Below are 26,918 nucleotides of genomic sequence, written 5' to 3'. Positions count from 1 at the left end.
AGTGTCATATATACACTAAGTAGTGTACAGAAAAAGCCAGGGAAAGTCAAGCATTAACGAGCAAAAAAGGAACTCCATCTACTCGAGCCTTCTTGCCATTGCGACGCTGAGGCATTCCTAAAAAGAGAAGCCTGAGTAGTTACTCTAAGTCTTAGATGGGAATATTGTCATAAGTCAAATGAGATACGTTCACATTCGCATTTCTGCTTGCTCCTGTTTCTTGATTGATTGTTTCCTGAGAATGTTCATTGATGCCATCCTGGTTTTACTCATCTTACGTGGTTTGGTACAATGGCCGTATGCTCGCTAGTAACGCTATAGGTGACAATCGTTTACTCTGATAGGAGAATACTCAGCATGCGAATAGAAGTTCGGCATCTTACCAAAGTCTATGGGGGAGGTATCCATGCTCTTGAGGACCTGAACCTGACCATCCCCGGTGGCATGTTTGGTCTGCTTGGCCCCAACGGCGCGGGCAAAACCACCCTCATGCGCATTCTGGCGGGAGTTCTTTCCCCTTCTGAAGGCTCAATTCGTGTCGGCAGCTATGATGGGGCTACAGAGCGAGGTCGGACCCAGATCAAGCGTATCCTGGGCTATCTGCCTCAAGAATTAGGAGTGTATACTGACCTTTCAGCGTATGAGTTTCTGGACTATATGGGTATTCTCAAAGGCCTCAATGATGGTAAACAGAGACGGCGACGTGTTGATGAGTTGCTAGAGACAGTCGCGCTTAGCCATCTCGCTCATCGCAAGCTCAAAACGTTTTCCGGTGGCATGAAGCGTCGCGTCGGCATTGCACAAGCTCTCCTCAACGACCCTCAACTTCTCATCGTCGATGAGCCTACAGCGGGTCTTGATCCTGAAGAGCGTATCCTCTTCCGTAACTTGCTTTCGGACCTGGCGGGTAAACGAACTGTGCTTCTCTCCACGCATATCGTCGAAGACATTGCTCAAACCTGTCAACAACTTGCGTTAATAGCAAATGGCCATATGCTCTTTCAGGGAACGGTTTCGGATATGTTGAAGGAGGCACGTGGCAAGGTTTGGCTGATCACAACCGCTGGTCAAAAGCCAGCGGGCAACTTTACGGTTGTCTCAACGCTCAATATGGGTCTGAACACACAGTATCGTGTTGTAGGTGAATACTCATCTTATTCCAACGTTGTAGCCATCGATCCCAACCTGGAAGACAGCTATGTCTGGTTTATGCGTAATGCCCGTCAAACTCTAGCCTCTACTATATCCCCTCTCGATAAATGATACCCCGAAGTTAGAGTATATACGGTGATAGCGCGGTGCCGCCTGGGTATATCTCAATGCCTGCTGAATAGAGCTACAAGGGCACATTGCGGCTCACCTTTATCAAAAAGGCTTCTGATGCCTCCTGAAACGGGAACCAAAACATAACTTTCTGTACTCTACTATATAGACAGAGCAAAAGATTGACGAAAGGGAATGAATCAGGCGCATGAAGAGTCCGGAAATCGAGTTACCTGAGTTACTCGCGCTGGATCTTGACGCGCACTTCGCGCAGCTAGTCGCGAGTTATCAGCAGGGATTATATGTATTTATCTTGCGCCAGACAGGCCATGCCCAACTCGCGGAAGACATTCTCCAAGAAGCTTTTTTACGCGCGTACTCAACGTTGCGCAATTACCCGGCCGAACGGAGGCGTACGTTGAAGATTCAAGCCTGGCTCTATAAAGTGGCGTTGAATACGTTTTATGGGCATCTGCGTCAGACAAGGGTGCAGGAAATTTCTCTTGACCTGCTTGAGGACTTCGATCAAACCTGGCAAAGTGCCTGGTATGACCAGCCAGATATCATGAGCGAACAGCGGGAATGGATACATACTCTTGAGGAGTATATAGCCTGTCTCCCACTTCAATTTCGTACACTCGTCAATCTCTATTATTTTGAAGAGCTGAGTCATCAGGAGATTGCAGATTTGCTTGCTATCCCATTAGGCACTGTGAAATCTGGTATTTATCGTGGCACGCAATTGTTGCGTCGTGCTTTAACCACTCAGGAAGGCGAGGTGCGGTCGAGATGAATGAGTCTACACCCTTTGTGTCTGGACAAGGGGCTGAAAAGCATGTGGTTCCTACTACGCTGGCAAGTGATGTTCTGCGACAATTGGGATTAGGTCAAAGCGCTTCGCTGTTTGAGCATCCTTACGTGAACATTGATCAGTTACTAAAGAGTTCTGATTGGCATGTCCGTCTCCAGGCCCTGAGCGATATACCTCCATCGGCTGTTCAGGCGTATTATGAACGCTTACTAGTTATGTTAGAGGACCCTCACCCATCCATACGTGTGGCAACGCTTCGTGTGTTAAGCATGGCGAGAAGCAGGGTTTCGCTAGAGCGGCTGGTTGAAATACGTACACGCGACGACGATTGGCGTGTTCGCGAAGCAGTTGTGCGGATGCTGGGGCACCTTCAGGATCCAGTTTGTGTTGAACCATTATGCGCCGCCCTTCATGATGAAGATGAAGCGGTACGTGCAGCGGCAGTGCATGCTCTTGGTTCTCTGGGAGAAGACGTTCCAGCAGACAAATTATCTCTCACTTTACAGGATCGTTCCTGGATTGTGCGCGAGGCTGCTGCTTTGACATTCGGTATGTTAAGTGAGCAGGGCATTGCTCTTCCACTTGAAGCATTGTCTGTCGTTGCCCACGACCAGGATAGCATGGTCCGAACAGCCGCTGCACAGGCGCTGGATACGGTTGCTCAGTTAATGTCACATCCAACTCGTCGATCATGGCGTGGCGCGTTCTTAAAGGTCTGGCAACTTTTGTTGATGCAGATACGCCTGATCCATAGTGGTGTCTGGATTGCTCCGCTCCTGGTGGTATTTAGTGTAGGCATCTTCCTTTTCTTTAAAGTACACTCTGAAACTCAGCTTCAGATGGCTGTCTCCGTTCTCGCTGTGTTCACGACGGCAGCTGCAGCCTGTGATGTGCCCTTTCTCTATGGGATGAAGCACGACGCGGGCTTCGAATTAATAAGCTCGACTCCTACTTCTATGCGGCTGATAGTGTTCTGCCGCTTTCTGTTAGTAGTGGGTTACAATGTCTTGTTGGCTCTGGGGATGTCCGTGTTATTGGCTCTAACCCATCACGAAAACTTTCTGGATATCTTGCACACCTGGTTAGGTCCCATGTGTTTGCTTGCCTCTATGGCCCTGGCGCTCTCGTCGCTGATTGGAGCCTGGGGTGCGGCCAGTGTGACGTTATTGTTGGAAGCAAGCCAGTCTATCCAGATGAAGACAACACCTCTAAATACTTTTCTGGGTGTTGATTTTGTTCTTTCTTCCTGGTGGCAAACGAATTTGTCAATATGTTTGCTTACCGCGCTTTGCCTGGTTGTGGCTCTGGTCGCTATTCCACGCCAACCGAGAGTGGTCAGGTGGTCGAGGTGGTCGTAGGCAAGGAAACGACATATGTAATTTATTCTAGAGTTCTAGAGTGAGGAGATTCTGACGGACAGTGAGATGTTTTTCGAGTTTCGTGGGCATAATGCGCTATGAATTTCGTATGCAGATCCGGCGTATTGCCGTCTGGATTGTACCTGTGCTGCTTATCGCGTTCCAATTCGGCCTGAACAGGATGTGGCTTCCAGATTCTATGGGCCGCTTTCTATATAAAAGCTCATTTGATGAACGCGTTGCGTTTGATAGCGCTCTCTTGCACATCAGTGCTCTCCTGGCTAGCAATGCCAACCTTTTCCTGCCACTGGGGGTAGGGATACTTATGGCGGATCGCCTACTACGGGATCGCAACGCAATGATGGAAGAATTGGTCCAGGCCTTATCCGTGCCGGTAGGCGTACGCATCCTGGGAAAGTATCTGGGAAATTTAGGTGCAACCCTTTTGCCTGTTTTACTTTGTTATGGAATTGGTGTTGCCTATTTGTGCTGGCTCGTGCGTGATATTCTGGCTGTTTTCTATGGCGTACTTTGCTTTGCAGTCATTATGCTACCCGGTATGCTGTTTGTCAGTGCTTTTTCGCTGGCAGGGCCAGCTTTCTTTGGCACGAATTTATATCGTTTCCTGTTCATCTGCTATTGGTTCTGGGGGAATCTCTTACGCCCGGGTTATGGTGTGCCCACTATTAGTCGTACAATTCTCACACCAGTTGGTATGGTTATAGCGAATGGCTTCTTCGGTGTTACTATTATCGCTGATAGCGGGTTGATGGTGGTATCTCCATTCGAGGGTTTAGAAAGCTTGTTAGCCTTAGTGGGTACTGCTCTGGTCGTCTTAGGGATATTGTGGGGCTATGTCTCCTGGCAGCAACGGCGCTGTTAGGTACCTTCGCACAGAATACGATAGTGAAGTCAGATAGTGATTTTTCCTATATGTCAGGAGTATGTCTAGATGTTTGAACTACAGGATGTTATGTCTGGGAACCAGGAGAACCTGTCCATTCATGGTTCTCTGGCCGGCTCTAAGAAACATGTGTTCTATAACGCACAACATGACAACAGACAGTGTAGACAAAATGATCTTTTTGTGGCTATCACTGGAGCGCGTGTAGATGGACATAGTTTCATCCCTGCAATTGCGCGTGCTGGAGTGACTGGAGCACTCTGCACCACGCCTTCTGAGGACGTTCCCGACAGTTTTCTCCAACTGGTGGTACCAGATGTTGTCAAGGCATTGCAAGCCACTGCCCGCGCGCGTGTACAGCGTCAACCAGGGACTATCAAGATTGGCATTACAGGCAGTAGTGGCAAAACGACAACCAAGGAAGCTATTGCCGCTGTACTCGGCAGTGTCGCACCGACGCTAAAAACCTATGCCTCCTATAATAATGAGCTTGGCTACCCACTGACGCTACTACGCCTGGAAGCCGAGCATAGGTACGCGGTGCTGGAGATGGGTGCTGAATGGGTCGGCGAACTGCGGGGCCTCTGCGAGACAATCGCGTGTCCAGACTGGTCAGTGATTACTACTGTAGGGGCTGCTCATCTCAAGCACTTTGGCTCACTGGAGAATGTTGCAATCGCCAAGAGCGAACTGGTTCAGGTGCTCTCTCCAGAAGGGATCGCGCTGCTCAATTATGATGATCCAGTGGTTCGAGCGATGAAGGAGAAGACGCAGGCGCGTGTGATCTATTATGGGCAGGGTGATGGGGCAATGGTGCGCGGTCTGCACGTCGAAGAACGGGGACTCCTCGGCTCCCGCTTTACGCTGTGCATCGAGGATGAGGAGGCGCCAGTACAGTTACGCCTACCCGGCTCGCATGGTATAACCACTGCTCTTGCGGCGGCGGCTGTCGGCTATGCCGCTAACATTCCGCTTGAGAACATTCGCGAGTCACTAGAAAACCTTTCATCCGTCCAGGGACGCGGCGAGATCAAGGCTAGCGCTGGCCCGAATGGGAGCACGTTAGTCGACGATACCTATAACTCTATACGGCAATCTATCATTGCTATGACTCAGGCAATGCAGGCGACTCCGCTGGTCCCTCTGGGAAAGCGCTGGGCAGTGTTAGGCGAATTGCTTGAGCAAGGTGAGCATACCATGGATGAACACATTGTGTCTGGCCTGGCGTTGGCGGGTAAGATTGACTACCTGGTAGTGCTTGGGGACTTCGCGCGTTACTTCGCGGAAGGAGCAATGCAGGCGGGGATGCCTGCCGAGCATATCTACGTATTTTCCGTCGATCCTGCCAATGTCTCTGAAGTGGAAGATGGCAAACGTGCCGTTGTGCAATTGCTCAAAGAGAGGGTGCACCCTGAAGATCTCGTCCTTGTCAAAGGATCGCGCGGAATGCGCATGGAAACCATGCTTTCAATGTTTTAGATAGAAGGAGAAAGGCAAAACGATGAAACAGAAGAAACGTATTGGCATCATTTTTGGTGGCCGATCCTGTGAACATGAAGTTTCTCTGGCTTCGGCGGCATCGGTCGTGCAGAATCTCGACGCGGAAAAGTACGACATTGTTCCTATTGCTATAACAAAAGATGGGGCGTGGCTCTGGGGCGTTGAGCCACAACAACTGCTTCGAGCCGTCAATGATTCTATGTTGGCGACAGAGATTGCATCCTCTCCTGTCGTGACTCTGGTTATTGATTCACAAAGTAGACGCTTTATCAGCATCAATAAAGCTCAGCCTCTTCCGGCTAATGGCGAACTCGACGTACTCTTTCCCGTGCTCCACGGCCCATATGGAGAGGATGGCACTATTCAGGGGCTCTTCGAGATGGCCAATATTCCCTATGTTGGCTGTGGTGTGCTTGGCTCGGCGGCTGGTATGGATAAGGAGATCATGAAGGAACTCTTCCAAGCTGCCGGGTTGCCTGTGGTCAAGACCCTTACCTATAGGCGTTTCGAGTGGGAGCGTGAGCCGGAACACCTGATCGCTATGATCGAGCATCAGTTGGCATACCCTTGCTTTGTGAAGCCTGCCAATCTTGGATCGAGTATTGGCGTCAGTCGAGCAAATGACCGGGATCAGCTTATCAAGGCAATGAACGAGGCGTTTACCTATGATCGCAAGATTGAAGTCGAGCAGGGCATCGATTGTCGCGAGTTCTCGTGTGCTGTCCTGGGCAATGACGAGCCGAGCGCCTCAGTTGTCGGCGAAATCCTTCCCGGCGACGAGTTTAGCGACTACGAAGATAAGTACGTCAATCACACCATCCAGTTTGTTATTCCCGCAACTATCCCTACAGAAACAGCGCAGATGTTACGTGATATGGCTTTGCGAGCTTACCAGGCTCTTGATCTCCAAGGGCTGTCTCGTGTTGATTTCTTCCTGGACAAAGTTACAGGTCAATTCTACATTAACGAGGTGAACACGTTGCCTGGTTTTACCGAAATGAGCCTCTATCCTAAACTATGGGCCGCCAGTGGTCTTGCCTATTCCCAATTACTTGACCAGCTTATCGAATTGGCTTTGCGGCAGCATGAGACACGCCAGCAGTTGCGCTCTTATCGTTAATCACATTCTTATGTAGGAAAGGGTGAATATATATGCGTAATAACGAATCAGCAATGCAGAATCCTTTTAGTGTTGGCCCTCACCTTTACCTGCGCCCATTAGAGCCAGCCCAGGATTATCACCATGTGGCGTTATGGCACAACGGCGAGGAAATGCGCAGCTATTTTAATGTGTATCCGACCAGCGATACACGCTCGAAAGAGCGACTGGATCAAATGTATCGTGACTTTCGACATATCCTCTTAGGCGTTGCCTTGAAGCAAGACAACACGCTTATTGGTGTGGTGGGTCTTAAAGACATCAATACGCTCAATCAAACCGCTGAGTTTTATATCAAGATTGATCCCTCCGTCCAGGGAAGAGGGTATGGCACCGAGGCAACCAAACTTATGATCCAGTATGGATTTATGGAATTGAATCTTCATCGTATCCAGACGCAGGATATGGAGGAGAACATTGGCGGCTGGCGCGCGGACGAGAAAGCGGGTTTCCAATTAGAGGGTACCCTACGTGAGGCCATTCTGCGCTTCGGAACGTATCACAACGTCCGGGTCTATAGCATATTGCGAAACGAATTTATACGGCAAAGCGCGCAGAGTAAATGAATTATCACAATAAGCTAAAAAAATGCCATTTGTCATGAATCAGTGATTCCTATTGTATAAGTCATATATCAGCAGTTGGCTCGATGAAAGAGGATATATTTTGTTTCCGCATCAATATTATCAACATGTGATTCGTACCCCCCTGGTGCGCTATCAGGGACCCCTTGCTCCACGAAGTGAGCTATGGCTGAAAGATGAAACAAAGCAGGTTGGTACATCCTTCAAGTTTCGTGGCACCTATCATCGTTTGCTTGAGGAAGCGCCTGAAACAACCGTCGTTACTGCATCGACAGGCAATCATGGCATGGGAGTCTCATTAGCTGCCCAGCTTCTGAAACTGCGCGTCCAGGTCTTTGTGCCAGCACACATTTCGACAGTAAAAGCAGAGAAGCTAGTGCAGTTGGGGGCGAACGTTGAGAAGGTGGCTGGTGGCTATGATGAGTGTGTGCAGGAAGCATTGCGCTTCTCCAGGGAAACAGGTGCTCCATATATCTCCAGCCTCGATGACCCCTCGGTGATACACGGGCATTCGAGTCTCTTCCGCGAGATTCGAGAGCAGGCTGAAGAGGATCTCGACGTGCTTTTGCTGCCGGTTGGTGGGGGTGGCCTACTGGCTGGATGCCTGGAGTGTTACCAGGGGTCAGGTATGCATATCATTGGTGTTGAGTTGGAATGTGTTCCCTCGATGAAGATCGCCCTTGAGAGCAATGAGCGTGTGCTGCTGCCTCCGGCGAGGAGTATGGCCGAAGGAATGTTAGTACGGCAGGCTGGTGTCCTTCCATTGGAGAGAGCCAGGGCCTATCCGCGTTTCGACGTTGAGCTTATTTCTGAGGAAGAGATACAGCACATGCTATATCTCCTCTGGAAGCACAATCATATACGCGCGGAGGGGGCGGGTGCTTCCGCTGTCGCAGCTGCTCTACGCTACCTGGAGAACCACCCGGGTCAAAGAATAGTCGCTGTGATATCTGGTGGTAATATTGATGAGGAAACATTTCAGATTGCGACGAGGAAGTATAGAGTGGGTAGTGACTCTATTGAGAAGTGGTGTAGAGAGAAGTGGTCAAGAACGCGATCCAGGACCAGGGATGGTCGGTGAGTCCCAAGGCCATGGCAGGAGTGCGTGGCTGATAGCGTCGCGACTCCGCAGGCATTGGGAGACGTAATGCGCGATGAGGGCGTATCCAGTTGTGTTCAAAAAGCTGCAGGTGGACCAGGGCATCCCAGGTAGCGTCCCGTTTGGCAAAGGCATGGGTCTTGCGGGTGAGGGCATTGAGCCGATCGCGGAGCATGCCGTTGACCCGCTCAATATGGACGGTTCCGGGTTGGGAGATCACCTCGCCCAAGGCGGCACGGATCTCAACGGAGAGCAGTTTCCCATGCTCATCGCGATGCTTGATGGTCTGCGTCAAGCACACATGTGGAGGGACGACCAGTGGGGGCCGACCGCGCTGGCCCGAACGTAGAGGCTGACGATAGGCTCGAGTGAGGATCGCGGCATACCCCCGCCAGCCATCGCTGCACCAGTTCAACGGATGGCCCTGCGTGCATGCTACGGTGAGGGTGACCGCTCGCTCGACGAGATCGTCGCCGATGCGTCCTGTGGCACAGGCGGCGATGAAGCGGCTAGGGCGATCTTGCACGAGGCATCCCCAGCGTTCACCGGCATCAGCTTCGTCGGGGACTCCGTTTTTTTGCGCACGAAGGACCAAAACTCGTCGATTTCTACCGTTGTGAGGTGCAGATCCTGCGTGAGAATGGCCGTCAAGGCCTCCGCATGCTCGCCTGCTCGCCGCAGCCATTGGCCAATCGTCTCGTACTTGTGTCCAGTAATCTCTTCCGCCGCCCGCAGACTTCCTCGGCGCATCACGACCAGGAGCGCTTGAGCCACCTCGGCTACTGGCGTATGCAGGCCATACATCGGTGTGCCTTCCGTTTCGCCAAAGAAGCGGCCGCATCCACGACACTGATAGCGCTGTCGTCCTTTGCTACTGCCATTGCGAGTGACGTGTGGCTGCGCACACGCAGGATTGGGGCATGCTGGCAGAGATGGGGTTGCTGTCATGGTCAGTCCTCCTGACCTCTATTTTACCACTTCTTTCAAGAGTCACTACCATAGAGTGGAGGAAGCGAGTACACGCTAAGAAGTCGGGAAGCGAACTTGAGGTATGAAGAGTGGGTATCCGAGAAGGATACCCGCTTTCTTTTGTTTCTTTATAACAGTGGCGACGAGGCTAGCGGTACCAGCCACTGGTATAACACCAGCCGCGTTTAGAATCCCAGCGATGATGATGATCATGATCCCAACCATGCTTATGACCATAATACCAATCATGGTTATGATCATTGCGACCATAGTCATGATCGTGTCTGTAGCCTTGAGCCCCTACGACCTGTTCCAAATCCTGTTCGGAGAGGTCGTGGATCCCTAATTGCTCTATAAGAGAGGATGTATGAGATTTCATAGGTTCGTTCCTTTCTCCATCAGAAAATGTCCTATTGAAAAATGTTGTACTTTTTGAACTCTTTTTTGAGAGCAAATGGTGCAACCTGATTGCAAGATAGCATATATCATGCTTCTGTCTTTATTTTACTTATAAAGATAAATGATGAGGATCTATATTATATTTTATTCTATTGGAAGCAAAGTAATATTCAGTATGAATTAATGGTTTTTAAGGAGGTGTGACAAGATTGTAGAAAGAAAGGCTACGGCGTGAATCGGCTTCTCACGCTCAGTTACGTTGCAAAATCCCATGTCTAGAAAAGACATACCTGAAGCCGAGGGCACTCTTGCCGCCATCCAGGTGGTACTATTTTATGGAGCCATCAAGGAGTACCGCATGCACGCCATGCACTCCGTTGGCAATTTGCGTGATCCGCAAATCCACGACGAGACTCGCCAGCGCGAGCGCTTGTGGGCGGGGTATGTTGTACTGCTCACGCATCAGATCGAGCATGGCCTCGAGTGCAATGAAAGATGCTTCATGCAGGTTCTCATGAAAACCCAGGGTTAGCCATGCATTGGCCGTTCTCACACGTGGAGTCTTCAAAGGCATATCGTCACGCACATGGAATGTTAAATCAACGTGTTCCATAGGGCATTCGATAGCCACGCCGCTCACCTCACCATCCCCCTGGACGCCATGTCCATCACCAACAGAGAAGAGTGCTCCAGGAAGGCTGATTGGCAGATAGAGTGTGCTGCCAGCGACCAATTCCTTACAATCAATATTGCCGCCACAGAAGCGCGGAGGAATAGTGGAATGGACGCCGGATTCATCGGGAGGCATGCCCATCACACCCATAAATGGGCGTAGTGCAATGGTATGGCCGTACTGATCTGTCCCAGTCATGGCATCAGCATCGAGTGTCCAGTAAAGCAGCTCATGACTCTCAACGAGTCCCAGATACCTGTTCATAGCACTTTCCCGACCTCCAGCGCTCGTCCACCCCCAGTTTCCCGGCCGTACCTCGTGTATCTGTATTTCGAGCGTCATCCCAGGCTGAGCACCATGAATGGCTACGGGGCCGCACAGCGCATGACCACTATCGTGCACAAGGTCACGTGGTTCAAAGCGATTCTGCAACTCTTCTGTAGAGGGACCAAGATGCCAACCAGCATCAAGGGTACGAAAATGGACGGCATCACCCGATGCAATACTGAGAGCTCCCCGTGCTAAAGCAACGGGGGTTCCAGAAGTTCGGCCCACGCTTCCCGTTCTTCACGCCAAAGGAGAAGAGCAGGCTCTAGTGGTGGTTCCCCTGGACTTTCGGGCAGACGCGCTCTGGCTCGAGTCACACCCAAGCTTCGGGGCAGCGCCTGCCCCTCTCTCGCACGTTGTGTGGTACGCTCGTGTGCTGCCCGCAGGCGCGCTTCCGCACCTTCCCAATACGGCTGGTATCGGGCACACGAGGGAAGGGGATGTGCTGGATCGAGATAAGCGGCCAGAAAGGCGGAATAGAGATCGCGCTGCACGGGGCCGATACCGCATTCGCACTGATGCCAGCGCTGGGAGAGGGACTTTTTGACCTTCTTGCCGCAACCATGGCACCATTGGCTCAACGCTGTTGTACGCGTGGGGACTTCAACCAGGGTGCCGCCCGTGCTTGCAACGGTGCGTCTCAACAGTTCCACAAACATTCCTGGTGCTCTCAGTCCCACACTCTTGCCGAATCGCCTCTGCCATGCCTTGTAGGAGACCTTTTCGATGATGATGGTGCTGCCCAGCGCAAGCACCTCGTGCATCTTGCGGCCATGCAGGCTCTTGCGGTGTGCCGCCAGCTTCCGTTCTTTGGCAGCTTTGCGTCGCCTTGTCGCCTGGTAGCGTTTGCTCTGCTTCCACCGCAGCTTCCTGTGACCTTGCTTCTTGATGCGCCCCTTCTCATCGTAGTTCTCCGGATTGCCTGCTCGCCGCTGCCGATCCATCCGCCGCTGCAGACGACGAATGGCTCTGGCGTCAGGAGCCAGTTGTGCACAGAACACCACCAGGCTGGCCTCCCCCTCCTGAGGAACGAGTGCCAGGGTCGAGGGACCCAGGTCAGCGCCAATGACCCCTTGCCCAACCGTGTGCTTGGGCTTACGGTGAGGCGTGCCCTCCAGGGCGAGCTGCACCACGTAGCGATAGCCCTCTGCATCGGCTCCGGCCGCTTTGGGGCTGCTGGCGGGACGTTGGACGAGGCGGGCGTACTTGATGCGGTGCCTGAGCCCATGGGTCACCACCTCGTCCTTCCAATCGATGAAGGCAGGAAGCTGATCTCCGTTCCAGAGCAGGAACCCTGCGTTTCCCTTCTCGGGTGGCCGCAGGACAAAGCGCAGGCCGGTATCATTGCGCTTGTTCTCGATGCTGGAGAAACCACGCCCTCGGCTCTTGAAGCGCACGCGTTTGGCCTGGCCCAGGCAGACGCGGTTGAGGGCGCGGTAGGCACGGGTCGCCAGGGTTTGGGCGAGCACGGCATCGATGTGCTCGGCAATCCATCCCACGCGCAAGCTTTTGACGGCTTCATGCAATGCCGCCTCGGTGAACCCGTACTGCTTGCGCAAAGCGGAGAAGGCGACTGCTCGTTGGGTCTTCTGCGTGCGAGGAAGATCGCGAGCCGCTTGCCAGGCAGCGTCAGATCGCATGCGGCGCAGGCATTTCTGTCCTTGGGAGAGGATGGCGTTGTAGAGTTGGCGAGCGGCTTCCAGGTGAGCGCGCAGGCGAGTGGCTTGTCCTGGGTCAACGACGAGGGGTAGCTCGAGCAGAAAGGTAGGCGTTGCCGGTCGCTTCTCCTTGGGATGTTTTGGCTTCTGCTGTCTCTGGCGTTGTCCAGGCATGTCGGCTCCTTCTCTCCATTCCCACCGATGAATCGTGCTGATATGCCTATTCTACCAGAACGAGCAGAAGAACACAAGTTCTATTTGAGAAAAATACGCTGTTTTATTCGCGCGCGAGAGCGGATGTGGCGATTCATCCCTGGCATCAATGACCAGGGCTTTCTCGCCACATTCTCTGTAAGTATGGGGGGAAACTCGCGGGAAAAGCTTCCGTGGAGAGTGGCTCGTTCTGGCCCAATGCTGTAAATGGTCATGCAGTGACTCCTCTTTTGTTGCGCACATCTCAAAACGCTGCAATTCAACCTGATTATAACAGAAGGAGATGGATCATTATCAAACAAATCGGCTTTGTGGAGACCCCTGCATTCATGTATAGGGTTTGGTGACGCTCCTTAGACGATAGTTTTGCAGAGAGTGAAGCCATTTGAACTTGGGGAAAGAGATCACTATCGGCAATTGTGGATTGTGTGGCTAGATATTGATGAGGAAGCACCGTTCTGTGGAAAACTTCAGATAGAGTATAATTTTAACAAAAAGGCTTTTCCATGATGAGATTTACTCGACTTGATCATTTTGAGATCATACAACAGTTAAGATCTGACTATTTGCACACGCTTCTCGCACCTATGGATGGGATGTGGGAGAGTGTTATCATTGCTGAGGCGACGTTTTGGGAAATACAAGACCAGGAACGTCACGCAGGACACTTTTGCCTCGATTCCAGCAATAATTTGCTGCGTTTTTATCTGATAAAGGAGTATCAGGCTCAGGCCCAGGAAATCTTTCAGAAAATTGTTTCAACCTATGAGCTTCAGTATGCTATCACAAGCACTATAGAGCCGCTGTATTTTGCTTTATGCTTAGATTTTCAAAAAAGTATCACGCCTCAGAGTTACCTTTTTCGAGATCATAAATACATAAAGGCAACAGACGATCTATTTGCTCAGCCTTTTAGGAAAGCAGAAAAAAGTGAATTTAATGCTCTTGTGAGCTTTTACCAGGAGAACGCAGAAGGGCCAGGAGAATGGATTGAGCCATTTCTTCATGAACGGCTCGACCGAGAGGAATTATTTGTCGGTTTCTCTCAGCACACGCTGATAGCAACAGGGGAATGTATTCCTAGTCAAAGACAACCTCCCTATGCTGATTTAGGCATGGTTGTAGCTCAACCATATCGTGGAAGAGGTCTTGGAAGATCCGTCCTTCTTCACTTAAAAGAATACTGTTATGAAGTGGGCTGGAAGCCTATCTGTTCCTGTACTGTTAACAATCATGCTTCAAAGAAAGCCATAGAAAGAGCGGGTTTTTTCAGTGAGCAAAGGATGGTTAAGGTAACTTTTTCACGAGAATAAAATGTATCATTTCTTTGGCTTGGGAAAATGACCTTGACCCGCTTGTATGTTTACTACGGAACGAGAGGAGTGGATATACTACGAGATGGCGTGAGAAGAGAGCAGGGAGAGGTGAATCTGGGGTGACCCGTGGGGTTGAGACTTCGAACAAAAGATGGTGATCCCGCTCCCTGTTCAACTCGCTCAGATCGGACGATATTCTCTCACCTCCCGTTCACACGAGATGAGCTTGCATACAAGTGGGTCAACGTCACCCATGGAAAACCAGGAAACTGTTCAATCAAGAGTATCCCTCTTCTTGGGAAGAGTCACCGTAAATATCGATCCTTTTCCGACTGCGCTCTCCACTGTGATGGTTCCCCCATGACGCTTGACGATCTCCGCCACAATGTACAATCCCATTCCCAGTCCCGGGATCGCTTTCTGTTTGGGACCAGTGGCCCGATAGAAGCGCTCAAAGATTTTGTCGCGCTGCTCTCGTGGGATACCCAGGCCATGATCGTGCACACGGATCGTGACGGTCTCTAGGGTGGCCTCGAGGTCTATCTCGACAGTCTCCGCACCGGGAGAATACTTGATGGCATTGCTGATCAAGTTGGTGAAGACTTGCCCGAGCCGGTCTCGATCCGCCATCAGGCTGGCCTGAACGGCGCCACGCACCAGGATGCGATGGCTGGGATGCGTTTGCTGCATAGTGTCGATGGTCTCCCGCAGCAATGCGTCGAGATCCACCGTCTCCTGCCGATACTCCAGTCTGCCCGCCTGAATCTTGGAGACATCCAGCAACTCTTCCACGAGCCGGGTGACTTTGTTGATCTGGGTCTCCATGCTGGAAAGAGCCGGAGCAGAAGCCTGGAGGCCTTGCTTTGCCAGTTGCCTGCGTAGCAAGGAGGTCTGCATTTTCAAGGCTGTGAGCGGGTTCCTCAGTTCGTGGCTGGCCATGCTGATAAAGTCATCCTTGCGCTGCTCCAACTCCTTGCGGGCCGAATTATCCAGCACAAAGCCAATCATCTGGCGCGGATGGCCCTGGAAGGTGACGGCACCTGCTAAGACAGGAAGGCGACTGCCATCTTTACACACCAGCTCGGCTTCAATAGGCGTGTGCTGCCCGTGTGTAGCTACCTCCTGGAGCACGCGCTGGAAGAGAGGTGCATGTTCGGGGGGAGTGAACTTCATCCTGGTCAACGTTCTGCTGTTGAGATCTTCTCGGGTATAGCCAGTCATGTGAAGAAACGCGTCATTGGCATCCACCAGCACTTCCTCATCCCCCTCGTTTGAAGTAATCCCGATAATATTGGAGTCGATGAGGGCGCGGATGCGTTCCTGGCTCTGGCGTAAGGCTTGCTCAGTCCGTTTCTGCTCCTCGATATCGGTGCAGGTCCCAAACCACTTGACGATCTGGCCTGCTTCATTACGTACCGGCATGGCGCGGGCTAAGAACCAGCGATACTCCCCCGTCTGACCATTTCTGAGACGATGTTCGCGCTCAAAGGGCTCACCTGTTTCGAGCGTGTGATGCCGAAGAGCCAGCGAGCGTTCAATATCCTCAGGATGCAAGAACTGACGCCATCCATAGCCTTGGAGTTGCTCAAAAGTGGCATGCGTATACTCACAATAGCGCTGATTACAGTAGTCAAGATGGCCATCTGGCCGAGTGGTCCACACAAACTGCGGCATCGTTTCGGCCAGCACGCGCAGGTTTTCCTCGCTGGCTTTGAGCCGCTGCTCGGTCCGTTTCTGATCGTCGATGTCAGTGATAGTCCCAAACCACTTGATGATCTGACCGGTGGCATCGCGCACCGGCATGGCGCGGGCTAAAAACCAGCGATACACGCCCGTTTGGCCTTCCTTGAAACGGTAGGCAACCTCATAGGGCGTGCCTGTGCGGAACGCATGCGCTCGCGCCACCAGGGTGCGCTCAGAATCATCCGGGTGTAAGAACTGGCTCCATCCATAGCCATACAGTTGCTCCCACGTGGCGTGGGTGTAGTCACGGAACCGTTGATTAAAATAGTCTGACAAGCCGTCAGGGCGCGTAGTCCACACGAGTTGCGGCACCGTTTCGGCCAGCACACGAAAGTTCTGCTCGTTGGCTTTGATTCTCTGTTCAGCCTGTTTCTGTTTATCGATATCAGTACAGGTGCCAATCCAGTGCAGGATCGTGCCCTCTGCATTTCGCTGCGGCACTCCTCGTACAAGAAACCAGCGATACGCTCCGTTTATACCGTCTTGCATGCGATGTTCCACTTCATAGGACACGCCTCTCTGAATGGCGGCCTGCCACACATCCCATACACGTTGCCGGTCATCAGGATGCACAGCCGCTATCCAGCCATCACCTTCGACCTGTTCGCGGGACATCGCCTGATAATCTATCAAGCGTTGGTTGTTGTAGATGACATGCCCATCTGGTCTTGCAATCCACACAAAGTGGGGGATGGCATCGACCAGAGTGCGCAATTCGTCTTCGATGTACTTTCGCTCGGTGATATCTCGGCCTGCACAGATGAGATACTCGACCTGCTGGTTGGCACCACGATGGGAGGTAATCGTCATCAAAATGTCCAGAGACAGGTCACTTCGTGGATGGATTCTGGCTTCAAAGCGCACGGTTTCTCCCCTGCTGGCTCGCGCAATGGCTGCGCGCAATTGCTGTTGGGCAGCAGGGTCATGGGACCATGCTGGGGAGTCGGCGAACGGTTTGCCAATCATCTCCTCTCGCTGGAGGTGTGCATCGGCCAGGGGACGCTGATTGACGTCGAGAACCAGCCCCTGCGGGGTCAAGATGGTGACCCCATCAGAGAAGCTTTCCAGGAGATCTCGATACATGTGTTCGTTCTGACTAAAGGCATTTTGGGGGGACTGTGGTTCCAGATATTCCTGGAAAAAGATCGCGAGGCCTTCGTTTGTAGGTGAGAGCGAGACGTGCAGCCGGCTGTTAGTGACGGGAGAAATATACTCCACTTCGGTTGGTTCTCGGGTCTGTTTGGCCTTCTGGACAGCTTGATAGAGCGATGTACTCACCAGTTGGGGCGCGCCACGCCACAATGGCTTGCCACAGACATCTTTTCGTGTCATGGTCTGTGCGTTTGCATTGGCATACACAATCGTCGCGTTGTCATCGAGAAGAAACAAGGCACCGGGAAGCGTCTCAAGAAGAGTGAGGAGTGTCTCACTCGATGCAGGCGTGACACGTTTTTTCTGCTTTGTATGAGACATATCGCGCTCATACCCCTTTCACATATCTCGATCCCTGAGAATGAAGACGCATTCCTGCTCTGATCTTAAGATGAATACTCCAATGATGTGAGAGCGTCGAGAAATAAGCAGACTACACTTTTTGGAGTGCCAGAGAAACCCCTCCATTTCTCTAGAGTCAAGGTAATACATCGGAGATATCCTTCGTTTCTTTAGGTTGTGTTGCAAAAGACAGATGTAAATGTAGGGGTTTTCAGAGGCGGCGAAGGATAAATAAGGGTAAGGGAAAGAGTCATTTGGCGAAGGAGGAGGTCTGCTGGCGTGTCCAGGTGATGACACGAGAACGCCTGGAGGTGTGTCGGCACACCTCCAGGCGTTCTCGTGTCATAGTTCTTTTCTCTTGCTCAAATGTATTGCTTTCAGCGATGGGAGTAAAAGAACAGTAATCAAATAGATGTGCAATCATGATCAAATGTGTGCTTGTTGCGCACTTTTCTCCGCATTGACATGCAAACGCTATCATGGTATGCTACACGCACAAATCAAGAAAAAATGTTCTAGCATAAAACAGTTCACGTCTCTCGCGAAAGGGGATCTCTCCTCATCAGGAGAGATGGGGTGAAAGGAAAGAAGGTCTTCATGATCCTGTGCAAAAAGATCAAACTGGACCTCAGCGAGCAAGATGCGGCGACCCTTGAGTTCATGCAAGGCAAATGCAGAGGCCTCTACAATTGGTGGGTGATGAAACTGCGAGACGGTGAGAAGTGGCGCTTCAACGCCTGCAAGAAAACCCTGGCTGAGAGTCGTGTCCACGATCCTGAACTCAATCAGGTGTATGGGAAACTGCTTGCCGAAGTCTACTATCGCCTGGATGCAGCCATGAAAGCCTTCTTTCGTCGCCTCGCCAATGGAGAAACCCCAGGCTTTCCTCGCGTGCGACCTCGCCATGGCTTCTTTACCCTGTGTTATCCTGCGATGTATCTCACGCTCGAGGGAAACACCCTCATTCTGCCCACAGGGGGCAAGGGCAAGCATAAACAGTATCCCGCTATCCGTGCCGCACTCACCGAAGAGCCTCCCGAAGGCTTTGGAGAGGTGGCCATCAGTCGCGATGGCAGGGGCAACTACTACGCCTCCTTCAGCTACCGACAGCCCGAGCAAGCCAAACGCGACGGTGACACTGTGGCCTTCGATCTGGGCATCAAGACGCTGGCAACTGGGGTCACGGAAGAGGGTCGCTTCTATCACATCGGTGGGTTCAAAGGCTCGCATTGGTACAACAAACAGCTTGATACACTGCGCTCCAAACGCAGCACGTGCAAGAAGAAGTCCCGCCGCTATCTTCATCTGAGCAAGGTCTATAAACGCGTGTCGCAGAAGAAGCGCAACAAGCAGCGCGATAGCCTGCATAAGGCATCGCATCTCATTGCACGACGATTGGTTGAGAGAACTGTCGTCGTGGGGGATCTTTCCCAGCGGCAAATGGTCATGAAAGAGCATCAGGAGCGCAAGAAGGCGCTCAATCGGGCGGTGTACAACGACTGGGGCCTGTACGCCTTTGTCCAGATGCTCACCTACAAATGCCAGGTGTATGGGAAAGAGCTTCACGTTCTAGATGAGCGCAACACGTCCAAGCAGTGTAGTGGCTGTGGCAATCTGCAAGATATGCCATTGCGCAAGAGGACGTATCGGTGCGCGGAATGCGGACTCGTTATGGATCGAGACGACAATAGCGCCGTCAACATCTTGATGAGGTTCCTTGCCCGGCGAGGGCCACACACTCAGGCTCGTCCTGAGTGCGGTGTGCTGCAGGCGACCCAAAGCGGCGTAGGAGTCATGGGGACTTCCCGTGAGGGGCACGTGCAGCAATTGAACCTGTTTGAGTGTGTATAAACACATTTGAGGAGGTTTAGAATGGCAGTAAATATGTCTACCTGGATAAAGGAAGAATCCCCCGTGATGTATCCGGGGGAATGTCAAAGCCTGATAGAGATAAAGTCTAACGAATATGTACTGTCGTCTCCACAACTTCGCGTTGCTTATATTCGACAAGCGGGCCGTCGAGGATAAGCGTACTTTCTGCTCGGATATCGGCAGAAGAGGCGCCAACGCTAAAGGTAAACGCGCCAGGTTCGGTGACGAAGCGCATGTGTGGATCGTAGAAGGCCAGGCGAGAAGGATGGACGGTGAAGGTGACCTGGCGGCACTCACCAGGTGCGAGCGAGATGCGCGCGAAGCCGAGCAGCAGGCGATCAGGTCGGGCCACTGAGGCGACATCATCGCGTCCATAAAGCTGCACTACCTCATCGCCAGCGAATGTGCCAGTATTCTCAACCTCAACGGAGATCACGATTGGTCTGGTGATATCCGTCGCATGTATGCTCAAATCGCCGTACGTGAAGGTGGTATAGCTCAGTCCATGTCCAAAGGGAAAGAGCGGCGTGGGTGGCGAGTCGATATAATCGCCGAAGAGTGGGATACGATCCGCGCCGGCGCGCTGGCCCGCGAAGATTGGCACCTGGCCGACCGAGCGCGGGAGAGTGACGGGCAGGCGGCCTGCGGGATTGACTTTGCCGGTGAGTACATCGGCCAGACCATGGCCGCCCTCTTCGCCAGCCGGGAATAGCTGGAGCAGTGCATTGGCCTGGGACGCGACGCTGGCTAGCGTATGCACGCGCCCACTGAGTACGACCACTACCAGTGGTGTGCCTGTGCTGGCGAGGAGATTGATGAGTTCGGGTTGCATACCTGTGAGGTCCAGGCTGGTGGAGTCGTTGCCTTCGCCCACAGTGACGGGACGCAAAAGGCCGCTCTTGCCGGCCACCACCGCTACGATTATATCGGCCTCGCGCACGATCCGTAACGCATCCTCGAAGCCTGAAGTGTCGTTGCCCAGCACCTCGCAGCCTCTGGCGTAGGAAATTTCGACATCGGGTAGTGTGGCACGCAGCCCGGCCAGTGGCGTAACATGAGGCGTGAAGTAGGGGCCGGGCGCATAGTTCCCCGCCGTCTGTGGGATAGCAAGACCCGTGATCTCAACGTCCTGTGCCGCCTTGTAGAGTGTTTCCTGGTGCGCTGGATAGTGATAATCGCCTTGCAAGAGCCGCTCGTCATCCGCACCGGGACCAATCACCGCGATGCGTTTGATCGTCGGAGCTAGCGGGAGTACGCCATCGTTGGTGAGGAGAATAGTTGATTCGGCAACCGCTCGGCGCGCCAGTGTGCGCTGCTCAGGAGTTTCGAAGATCGTGTGGGCTACGGTATCATCAACATACGGCTGCTCAAAGAGTCCAAGCTGGAATTTCAGGCGCAGCACGCGGCGCACTGCCATATCGACCACTGCTATGTCAAGCCGTCCGGCCTCGATCTCGTCCTTGAGCGGCTCTCCGTAGCAGTCCAGGGCTGGCAGTTCTATATCGAGGCCGGCCAGCAGAGCCAGGCGTCCTGCTGCTCCGCGGGTTGCGGCCACACGATGGTAGTCTCTGAGCTGGTTCACCGAATCGTAGTCCGCTACAACCGCGCCAGCAAAGCCTAGTTCCTCGCGCAGCAGGCCGGTCAGAATAGCCGGGCTGCCAGCGCAGGGTAGGCCATCAACCGAGGCATAAGAATTCATCACCGTGGCAAGCCCGACATTGCGGATGACGGCAGCGAAGGGTTCAGCGTAGACCTCGCGCAGTTCGCGTGGGCCGAGTTGCACTGGTCCCCAGTTGCGCCCACCATCTGACATGGCATAGCCCAGGAAGTGCTTGCCTGTCGCTGCTACACCCTGACGCAAATCGTCGCTCTGCAACCCTTGCACATAGGCGCTACCGAGCGCGCCGATTAACACGGGGTCTTCGCCATACGTTTCCTCAACGCGTCCCCAGCGGGGATCGCGGGCCACATCGAGGACTGGCGCCAGGGCGTGACGCGCACCCACAGCGAGCATCTGGGCACGGATAACCCCGGCCACCTCCGTCACCAGCGCGGGATTCCAGGTTGCGGCCAGCCCAAGAGCCTGAGGAAACATTGTCGCGTCGCGATGGGAGAAGCCGCCCGTTGCCTCTTCATGCACAATGACAGGGATGCCCAGGCGCGTCCGTTCCAGGGCGACTTTCTGGATCGCATTCATAAAGGCAGCACTCTCGCGTGGGTGCAGGCCGGTGGCGGCACCAATCCGCGTCACCTGCCCGATCCCATGCGGCATTTGCCTGGCAACCTCTTCCGGGTCAAACGTGCCCGCGCGGACAAAAGAGGTGCTCCAGAGACAGCCGAGCTGCGCCAGCTTCTCATCAAGCGTCATCAGAGAGAGTAAATGCTCAACCCGCTCCTCAAGCGAGGCATGGGGATCGCGATAGGATGGCGTGGACATAGAACTAGAGATGCTCCTTTATAGAGAAACAGAGAGAGTCATTTTGCACAAGAGGGCCCTTCAGTGAAGCCAGGCAGCAACAAGCAAGATGCCTGGTCACCGATTGTGCCTTTTTTCCTGGAAAGTCCGCGCGCAAAATGCGCTACCCTTTCACAGCGCCGGCTGTTAAACCAGCAATCAGATGGCGTTCCGCGAAGAGATAGAAGATCAGAGCGGGAATCATCATGAGCGAGATATAGGCCATGACCGCAGCCCAATCGGTGCTATGCTCGCCCTGAAACTGCATGATTCCCAGTGGCACAGTCCACTGACTGGAGTCATTGAGCACAATGAGTGGAAGTAAAAAGTTATTCCAGCTTGCCACGACGTTCAACATAATAATCACGGCCAGCGAAGGACGAGCCAGAGGCAACAAGATGCGCCAGAAGAAATCGATATGCGTTCCCCCATCAATGTATGTGGCATCTTCCAACTCACCTGGAATGGCCTGGAAGAAGTTGCGCAGGATCAGGATTGTTGTTGGCAGGGCAAAGGCCGCTTGCGGCAGGATCACAGCCCACAGTGTATTCAGCAGTTGGAGATTGCGCAGAGTGATGTAGAGCGGCAAAATAGCCATCGCGAATGGGAGCAGCAGGCCAATCAACAGGATATTGAATATCACTTCGCGCCCCCGGAAAGGCATGCGCGAGAAAACAAAGGCTGCTGGGCAGGCGACAACGAGCAGCAAGACCACCGTCGAGATGGTTATAATCAGGCTATTCGCTAGCGATTGCCAGAAGACGCCCTGGCTCAGAACAGAGGCTAAGTTCTCCCAGTGCCAGACCGTCGGCAGCGAGAATGGCGTAGTGCTCAACTCAGCTGTAGTCTTGAAGGCTCCCAGGAAAGCCGTCAGAATCGGAACCAGCATAAAGATGGCAACCACGACACATATCAAATAACGTATAGACAATCCAGCTATATGTTGTAGCTTTACGCGTTGTTGTATGCCCGTGTTTCGTTGTTGCCTACTACCAGCGTTTTGTTGCTGCCTAACGTACAACATCAATTTTCTCCTTTATGCGGTTGGCCCGGTGACGCTGCCAGCCAGGTCTTTGCTCATCACGAAACGCTGGTACGTCAATGCGAACACAAGGCAGATCAGAAACATTAGCACGCCTACCGCGCTACCGTAGCCCATTGCAAAGCTCTGGAAACCGCTTTTCATCAGATAGGTCGCCATGGTTTCGGTGGCATGCACCGGGCCGCCGTTGGTCATGATCCAGATCAGATCAAAATATTGCAGGGAACCCAGCGCTGACAGCAGGATGGTCAGACGAATGGTGCTGCCCAGCAGCGGAATGGTAATATGGCGCACAGTCTGCAGCATGCTGGCTCCATCGATCCGCGCGGCCTCGACAAGCTCGTCGGGAATGTTCTGAATCGCGGCGGCGTAGAGCACCAGGGAGAGCCCCAGGTATTTCCAGGTCATCGTCATGAAGATGGCGTAGAGCACCACATGGGTATCGGCTATCCAGAGCGGACTCTGAGAACCGGGGAACAGGTGCTGCCAGACTATGGCCAGAAGCCCGTTCGGCTGGTAGATAAAGAGCCAGATGACGCCCGCTACTACATCGGAAAGAATGTAGGGCATAAAGAAAATCATGCGGAAAATGGTGCGACCGGGGAGCGTTTTGCCAATGATCAACGCCAGGACGAGAGCGAGCGGCAATTGCAGGGCTAGCGAGAGCACCAGGATGATCAGATTATGCTCGAGTGCTAGAAGAAATGTCGCACTTTTAAGGGCAGTGACGAAATTACGCAATCCGACGAAATTCGTTAGGGGTCCCAGGCCACTCCAACTCCAGAGACTATAATAGGCGGCCTGGACGATTGGAAACAGCACAATTATGGAGTAGAGTATGGCACAGGGCAACAAGAAGAGCACAATCGTGCTAATATACTTGGTTCTTCTACGCCGGAACTTAGCAGGTTGCGGCAGTACCGGCGTGTCCGTCGTGCTGCGGGAGCTAGTGAGTAGTTGCATCCGAAAATCCTTTCCAACGCTCTTCAGCGAGCCTGGATAGCGGTGCCGATCCATCGCGCGTAGAGCGAACCGCGCCCTTGCGCTGTCATCTCTGTCCGCGACAGATCAGCACCCGCCTCCTTTCCACAAGAGTCGGTGTAGGAGCAAGCCCCTGCACCGTCGGGCATTTTTATGCCCTGCAACTCTTTGGTTGTGCGATACAGGTAAATCTATTGATTCAATGATGCAGCTACCGAGTCATCAATTGCCTTGGCCGCAGCCTGCGGAGTGACAGACCCGGCAAACAGGCCCTGTACCTGATCCAGGAGTACCTGGCCGACCGCTGGGGGAAGGAACTGGTCATAGTAGAGCTGGAAGTAGGGCGCAGCAGCGGCCATCGCATCGACTTCCTTCCTCAGTGGATCGGTAACGGCAGCCTCTGCTGTTTTGATCGGTGGTACAGAAATGTTTTGTGCGACCATCGTGGCTGCATTTGTCGCGTTGGTCATGAATTTCAGGAAATCGGCTGCCTCCGCTAGTGGCGCGTTCTTGCCGACCGCGTAGCCGCCACCACCTCCCATCACGTCGGTTGGGTTGCCAGCTCCACCTTCGACCATTGGAAACGGGAAGAGACCGAAATCCGGGCCTTTTTTATCAGTGGCTACCCCCTTGTCATTGCCGGGAGCCCATTGTCCCATCAATTCCATAGCAGCCTTCCCATTGCCCATCACGGTCTGCTGATCGGTATAGGATGCTCCCAGATAGCCTTTTTGAAAGGGATTCAAGGCAACCAGTTCCTGTAGACGCACGCCTGCTTGCACAAATGGTGGATCGGCGAACGACCCTCCTCCCGTGCGGTTATATGCTTTATCAAAGGCGGCTTTGCCGCCCAGGCGTACCCCCAAGTAGGTCCAGTAGTACATGGCCGGCCATTTGTCTTTCGCGCCCAGCCCGATAGGAGTAATGCCTGCGGACTGCAGCTTTTTGATCGTCTGTAAGAAATCGGTCCAGGTTGCTGGTGGTGTCGTGATTCCTGCTTTGGAGAACAGTGCCTTGTTATACCAGAATCCGACCGCACCATTATCGGTAGGAACGGCGTAATATTTGCCATTATCGCCATAGATATTCAAAGCCGATGTATCGAACGTGCTCCCCCAGCTCCCCTGGAGATAAGACGATAGGTCTTGCACCAGTCCGGCCTTCGCGTATTGCAAAAGCACGCCGCCGCCCCAGGTCGTAAAGAGGTCCGGGGGGGAGCCTGATTGCATGACCGTTGTAAGCTTCTGTTTAAACGCATCGTTTTCGAGGACGGTAATCTTGAACTTCACGTTCGGGTGAGCCTTCGTGTACTGATTGGCAAGGCCCTGCAAGAATGATTTGCCCGGATCACCGGTGATGATATGCCACCAGTTAATAGTCACTGGCCCGCCGGAGGAGGAGGGGGAAGAAGACCCACAGGCTGCCAGCAGCGAAGGTATCGACAGGGCCGCGCCTGCCGCGCCTATAGATGATGCAAGAAAATCGCGTCGTTTCATAAGGTTGTATGCTCCCTTCAAAAATACACATGGAGAGTAGTCCGACTCTGGACAGACAACAACCGGGTTCGCCACTGTCGTTCTCGTTGTCGTTGTTCCCTACCAGGAAAGTACATAACACATGATGGCACGACCATACGACAGGACGAATAACCAAGAACCTCAGGAAAAGTAAGACCTCCTTTTCTTTTGTAAAAAAGCGCGTATCGTGCCCGGTCAAATAAGAATTTACGACGAGAGGGCCTGGCACGACTCGCGGATAATCAGGCGAGTTGGTAGTTCGATGCGCTCGATTTCCGCGTTGGGGTGTGCAATATATTTCAAGAGGAGATGAGTAGCACTTCGCCCCATCTCTTCGAGTGGCTGGCGAATCGTTGTCAGCGCTGGATGGACATAAGAGGCCTGGGGGATATCATCGAAGCCCACGATTGATAGATCCTCAGGTAGGCGCAGTCCGCGCTCTCTGGCGGCTTCCATGACTCCGAAGGCCATCATATCGTTGGACGCAAAGATTGCGGTAGGCCGCTCAGGCAAGCTGAGCAACTCCTGGGCGTATTGATAGCCCTGTGGCTGCGTAAAATCGCCCTCGCAGATCAGGTGTGAATCGGCGGGAATGCCATGGTCCTTCAGAGCCGCGTGATAGCCATCCAGGCGATCGCGCGCGCTGCCTAATTCCATCGTGCCGGTAATAAACCCGATGCGCTGGTGTCCCAACGAGAGTAAAAAGGACATCGCGTCATAGGCTCCGCGAAAATTGGTTGCTGAAACAGATGGGACGTTCTGTTTATTGCTGAGATAGTCTACGATCACATGCGGAAACTGGCGCTGGCGCAGTGTATCTAAATATGCCGCCGCGTTGCGCGGCAGAATCAGCAGCAGGCCATCAGCTAGCCCGCGCGTAAGCTTGGTTACGTAGGCCGATTCCTTCGTCTTGCGCCGGTGCGTTGTATAGAGCATCAGATCGTAGTTTTCGGCGTCCAGCGCTTCATCGATGCCGCGAATAATTTCATCAATGTAGCTGCTGCTGAGGTAATCGACCAGCAAACCAACGACCCGCGACTCACCTCCGGCCAGGCTGCGTGCCTGCATATTGACTACGTAACCGAGCTGAGCCATGGCCCGCAAAACACGCTCACGTTTTTCAGGACTCACATGAGCTTTATTATTGATCACACGCGAAACCGTCGCATATGACACACCGGCTTCATCGGCAACATCAACAATTGTGATTTCGCGCGCCATCTGGCCCCCTTTGTCCGTCTCTCTCTGCCGCAAAATTTGTGCTCCTTCAACATTGGAGGATGGATTGCCTTTGCCTGGATAATCCATCAAAAACAGCAGCCAGGCCGTTTGCTCGATCCCTCCGCAGGGGATCAATTTGTAAACGTTTACAATCTCTGCTCCAGTAATACCATAGACTCTTGTTTACTGTCAAGACTTTTTGCGGCTCTTTTTCCATGCGGCACAAAGAAATCATAGAAATACTGAAAAGAGAGGGCATTGCAGGGTATCTCTCATCTCTTACCAGCGCGTGAAAGGCCCTCCCAGAAGCCTCTCCTTCATCATCTTACCCGTATTTTAAAGTGTCTGGAAGAAAAATGG

21 protein-coding genes are annotated in these 26,918 nt (G+C 52.9%); 10 read left to right on the top strand and 11 right to left on the bottom strand.

The features are described from left to right. Positions 1–357 precede the first annotated feature (357 nt). From JMJ16_RS19515 to JMJ16_RS19480, 8 genes are all read left to right on the top strand, one after another. Positions 358–1,263 carry an ABC transporter ATP-binding protein gene (locus tag JMJ16_RS19515; protein ID WP_201384184.1) on the top strand — a complete coding sequence of 302 codons (906 nt, stop codon included), beginning with the start codon at positions 358–360 and terminating at the stop codon, positions 1,261–1,263. A 208-nt stretch (positions 1,264–1,471) separates the two neighbouring features. Beyond that, positions 1,472–2,056 carry an RNA polymerase sigma factor gene (locus tag JMJ16_RS19510; protein ID WP_201384182.1) on the top strand — a complete coding sequence of 195 codons (585 nt, stop codon included), beginning with the start codon at positions 1,472–1,474 and terminating at the stop codon, positions 2,054–2,056. Continuing rightward, positions 2,053–3,432, top strand: a complete 1,380-nt coding sequence (locus JMJ16_RS19505) for a HEAT repeat domain-containing protein (RefSeq protein WP_201384180.1) — start codon at positions 2,053–2,055, stop codon at positions 3,430–3,432. The genes JMJ16_RS19510 and JMJ16_RS19505 overlap by 4 nt, the downstream gene beginning before the upstream one ends. A 61-nt stretch (positions 3,433–3,493) precedes the next feature. Continuing rightward, positions 3,494–4,315 carry a hypothetical protein gene (locus JMJ16_RS19500; protein ID WP_201384178.1) on the top strand — a complete coding sequence of 274 codons (822 nt, stop codon included), beginning with the start codon at positions 3,494–3,496 and terminating at the stop codon, positions 4,313–4,315. Between the two features lie 69 nt (positions 4,316–4,384). Then, complete coding sequence (gene murF / locus JMJ16_RS19495) at positions 4,385–5,815, top strand: UDP-N-acetylmuramoyl-tripeptide--D-alanyl-D-alanine ligase (RefSeq protein WP_201384176.1); 1,431 nt, start codon at positions 4,385–4,387, stop codon at positions 5,813–5,815. A gap of 22 nt (positions 5,816–5,837) precedes the next feature. After that, complete coding sequence (locus tag JMJ16_RS19490) at positions 5,838–6,956, top strand: D-alanine--D-alanine ligase family protein (RefSeq protein ID WP_201384174.1); 1,119 nt, start codon at positions 5,838–5,840, stop codon at positions 6,954–6,956. Positions 6,957–6,988: 32 nt separating this feature from the next. Further along, entirely contained in the window at positions 6,989–7,561 is a 573-nt protein-coding gene (locus JMJ16_RS19485; protein WP_201384172.1) for a GNAT family N-acetyltransferase, read from the top strand. 100 nt (positions 7,562–7,661) lie between these two features. Then, positions 7,662–8,660: a threonine/serine dehydratase gene (locus JMJ16_RS19480; protein WP_201384170.1), complete on the top strand. Its 999-nt coding sequence runs from the start codon at positions 7,662–7,664 to the stop codon at positions 8,658–8,660. On the opposite strand, the gene JMJ16_RS19475 is transcribed toward JMJ16_RS19480, so the two are convergent. The 5 genes from JMJ16_RS19475 to JMJ16_RS19455 all read right to left on the bottom strand — a co-directional run bounded on the left by JMJ16_RS19475 (position 8,596) and on the right by JMJ16_RS19455 (position 12,878). Further along, on the bottom strand, positions 8,596–9,204 hold the full coding sequence (locus JMJ16_RS19475) for a hypothetical protein (RefSeq protein WP_236601400.1): 609 nt from the start codon (positions 9,202–9,204) through the stop codon (positions 8,596–8,598). The genes JMJ16_RS19480 and JMJ16_RS19475 overlap by 65 nt on opposite strands. Further along, the gene (locus JMJ16_RS19470) at positions 9,114–9,626 is read right to left on the bottom strand and encodes an IS1 family transposase (RefSeq protein ID WP_201381191.1); all 513 of its coding nucleotides are present in this window, start codon (positions 9,624–9,626) and stop codon (positions 9,114–9,116) included. Before JMJ16_RS19470 ends, JMJ16_RS19475 begins: the two co-directional genes overlap by 91 nt. Before the next feature lie 169 nt (positions 9,627–9,795). After that, positions 9,796–10,026: a hypothetical protein gene (locus tag JMJ16_RS19465; protein WP_201384168.1), complete on the bottom strand. Its 231-nt coding sequence runs from the start codon at positions 10,024–10,026 to the stop codon at positions 9,796–9,798. 348 nt (positions 10,027–10,374) lie between these two features. Then, on the bottom strand, positions 10,375–11,274 hold the full coding sequence (locus JMJ16_RS19460) for an acetamidase/formamidase family protein (RefSeq protein WP_236601628.1): 900 nt from the start codon (positions 11,272–11,274) through the stop codon (positions 10,375–10,377). Then, the gene (locus JMJ16_RS19455) at positions 11,241–12,878 is read right to left on the bottom strand and encodes a zinc ribbon domain-containing protein (RefSeq protein WP_201384166.1); all 1,638 of its coding nucleotides are present in this window, start codon (positions 12,876–12,878) and stop codon (positions 11,241–11,243) included. The genes JMJ16_RS19460 and JMJ16_RS19455 overlap by 34 nt, the downstream gene beginning before the upstream one ends. 545 nt (positions 12,879–13,423) lie before the next feature. Between JMJ16_RS19455 and JMJ16_RS19450 the strand changes: the two genes are divergently transcribed. Beyond that, the gene (locus tag JMJ16_RS19450; protein WP_201384164.1) at positions 13,424–14,230 is read left to right on the top strand and encodes a GNAT family N-acetyltransferase; all 807 of its coding nucleotides are present in this window, start codon (positions 13,424–13,426) and stop codon (positions 14,228–14,230) included. Between the two features lie 276 nt (positions 14,231–14,506). Here JMJ16_RS19450 and JMJ16_RS19445 read toward each other — a convergent pair whose 3' ends face one another. Continuing rightward, the gene (locus JMJ16_RS19445; protein ID WP_201384162.1) at positions 14,507–17,449 is read right to left on the bottom strand and encodes a PAS domain-containing sensor histidine kinase; all 2,943 of its coding nucleotides are present in this window, start codon (positions 17,447–17,449) and stop codon (positions 14,507–14,509) included. A 618-nt stretch (positions 17,450–18,067) separates the two neighbouring features. Here JMJ16_RS19445 and JMJ16_RS19440 point away from each other — a divergent pair. Then, complete coding sequence (locus JMJ16_RS19440; RefSeq protein WP_201384160.1) at positions 18,068–19,321, top strand: RNA-guided endonuclease TnpB family protein; 1,254 nt, start codon at positions 18,068–18,070, stop codon at positions 19,319–19,321. A gap of 106 nt (positions 19,322–19,427) precedes the next feature. Here the strand turns inward: JMJ16_RS19440 and JMJ16_RS19435 are convergent, their stop codons facing one another. From JMJ16_RS19435 to JMJ16_RS19415, 5 genes are all read right to left on the bottom strand, one after another. Next, the gene (locus tag JMJ16_RS19435; protein WP_201384158.1) at positions 19,428–21,779 is read right to left on the bottom strand and encodes a glycoside hydrolase family 3 N-terminal domain-containing protein; all 2,352 of its coding nucleotides are present in this window, start codon (positions 21,777–21,779) and stop codon (positions 19,428–19,430) included. Between the two features lie 142 nt (positions 21,780–21,921). Next, positions 21,922–22,821, bottom strand: a complete 900-nt coding sequence (locus tag JMJ16_RS19430) for a carbohydrate ABC transporter permease (RefSeq protein WP_201384156.1) — start codon at positions 22,819–22,821, stop codon at positions 21,922–21,924. 12 nt (positions 22,822–22,833) lie between these two features. Further along, entirely contained in the window at positions 22,834–23,802 is a 969-nt protein-coding gene (locus JMJ16_RS19425; RefSeq protein WP_201384154.1) for a carbohydrate ABC transporter permease, read from the bottom strand. A 209-nt stretch (positions 23,803–24,011) separates the two neighbouring features. After that, positions 24,012–25,316, bottom strand: a complete 1,305-nt coding sequence (locus JMJ16_RS19420) for an extracellular solute-binding protein (protein ID WP_201384152.1) — start codon at positions 25,314–25,316, stop codon at positions 24,012–24,014. 228 nt (positions 25,317–25,544) lie between these two features. Continuing rightward, positions 25,545–26,591 (bottom strand): LacI family DNA-binding transcriptional regulator, encoded by a 1,047-nt coding sequence (locus JMJ16_RS19415; RefSeq protein WP_201384150.1) that lies wholly within the window; start codon positions 26,589–26,591, stop codon positions 25,545–25,547. Positions 26,592–26,918 lie beyond the last annotated feature (327 nt).

This window comes from Ktedonobacter sp. SOSP1-52 (genome assembly GCF_016587395.1).
This window is presented reverse-complemented; position numbering and strand designations above follow the sequence as displayed.

What these genes read in the sequence shown, in the direction of transcription:
- JMJ16_RS19510 (WP_201384182.1), top strand. Translation starts at nt 1,472, where the DNA reads ATGAAGAGTCCGGAAATCGAGTTACCTGAGTTACTCGCGCTGGATCTT.
- JMJ16_RS19435 (WP_201384158.1), bottom strand. Translation starts at nt 21,779, where the DNA reads ATGTCCACGCCATCCTATCGCGATCCCCATGCCTCGCTTGAGGAGCGG.
- JMJ16_RS19505 (WP_201384180.1), top strand. Translation starts at nt 2,053, where the DNA reads ATGAATGAGTCTACACCCTTTGTGTCTGGACAAGGGGCTGAAAAGCAT.
- JMJ16_RS19470 (WP_201381191.1), bottom strand. Translation starts at nt 9,626, where the DNA reads ATGACAGCAACCCCATCTCTGCCAGCATGCCCCAATCCTGCGTGTGCG.
- JMJ16_RS19425 (WP_201384154.1), bottom strand. Translation starts at nt 23,802, where the DNA reads ATGCAACTACTCACTAGCTCCCGCAGCACGACGGACACGCCGGTACTG.
- JMJ16_RS19445 (WP_201384162.1), bottom strand. Translation starts at nt 17,449, where the DNA reads ATGTCTCATACAAAGCAGAAAAAACGTGTCACGCCTGCATCGAGTGAG.
- JMJ16_RS19485 (WP_201384172.1), top strand. Translation starts at nt 6,989, where the DNA reads ATGCGTAATAACGAATCAGCAATGCAGAATCCTTTTAGTGTTGGCCCT.
- JMJ16_RS19465 (WP_201384168.1), bottom strand. Translation starts at nt 10,026, where the DNA reads ATGAAATCTCATACATCCTCTCTTATAGAGCAATTAGGGATCCACGAC.
- JMJ16_RS19515 (WP_201384184.1), top strand. Translation starts at nt 358, where the DNA reads ATGCGAATAGAAGTTCGGCATCTTACCAAAGTCTATGGGGGAGGTATC.
- JMJ16_RS19420 (WP_201384152.1), bottom strand. Translation starts at nt 25,316, where the DNA reads ATGAAACGACGCGATTTTCTTGCATCATCTATAGGCGCGGCAGGCGCG.
- murF (WP_201384176.1), top strand. Translation starts at nt 4,385, where the DNA reads ATGTTTGAACTACAGGATGTTATGTCTGGGAACCAGGAGAACCTGTCC.
- JMJ16_RS19490 (WP_201384174.1), top strand. Translation starts at nt 5,838, where the DNA reads ATGAAACAGAAGAAACGTATTGGCATCATTTTTGGTGGCCGATCCTGT.
- JMJ16_RS19430 (WP_201384156.1), bottom strand. Translation starts at nt 22,821, where the DNA reads ATGTTGTACGTTAGGCAGCAACAAAACGCTGGTAGTAGGCAACAACGA.
- JMJ16_RS19450 (WP_201384164.1), top strand. Translation starts at nt 13,424, where the DNA reads ATGATGAGATTTACTCGACTTGATCATTTTGAGATCATACAACAGTTA.
- JMJ16_RS19440 (WP_201384160.1), top strand. Translation starts at nt 18,068, where the DNA reads ATGATCCTGTGCAAAAAGATCAAACTGGACCTCAGCGAGCAAGATGCG.
- JMJ16_RS19455 (WP_201384166.1), bottom strand. Translation starts at nt 12,878, where the DNA reads ATGCCTGGACAACGCCAGAGACAGCAGAAGCCAAAACATCCCAAGGAG.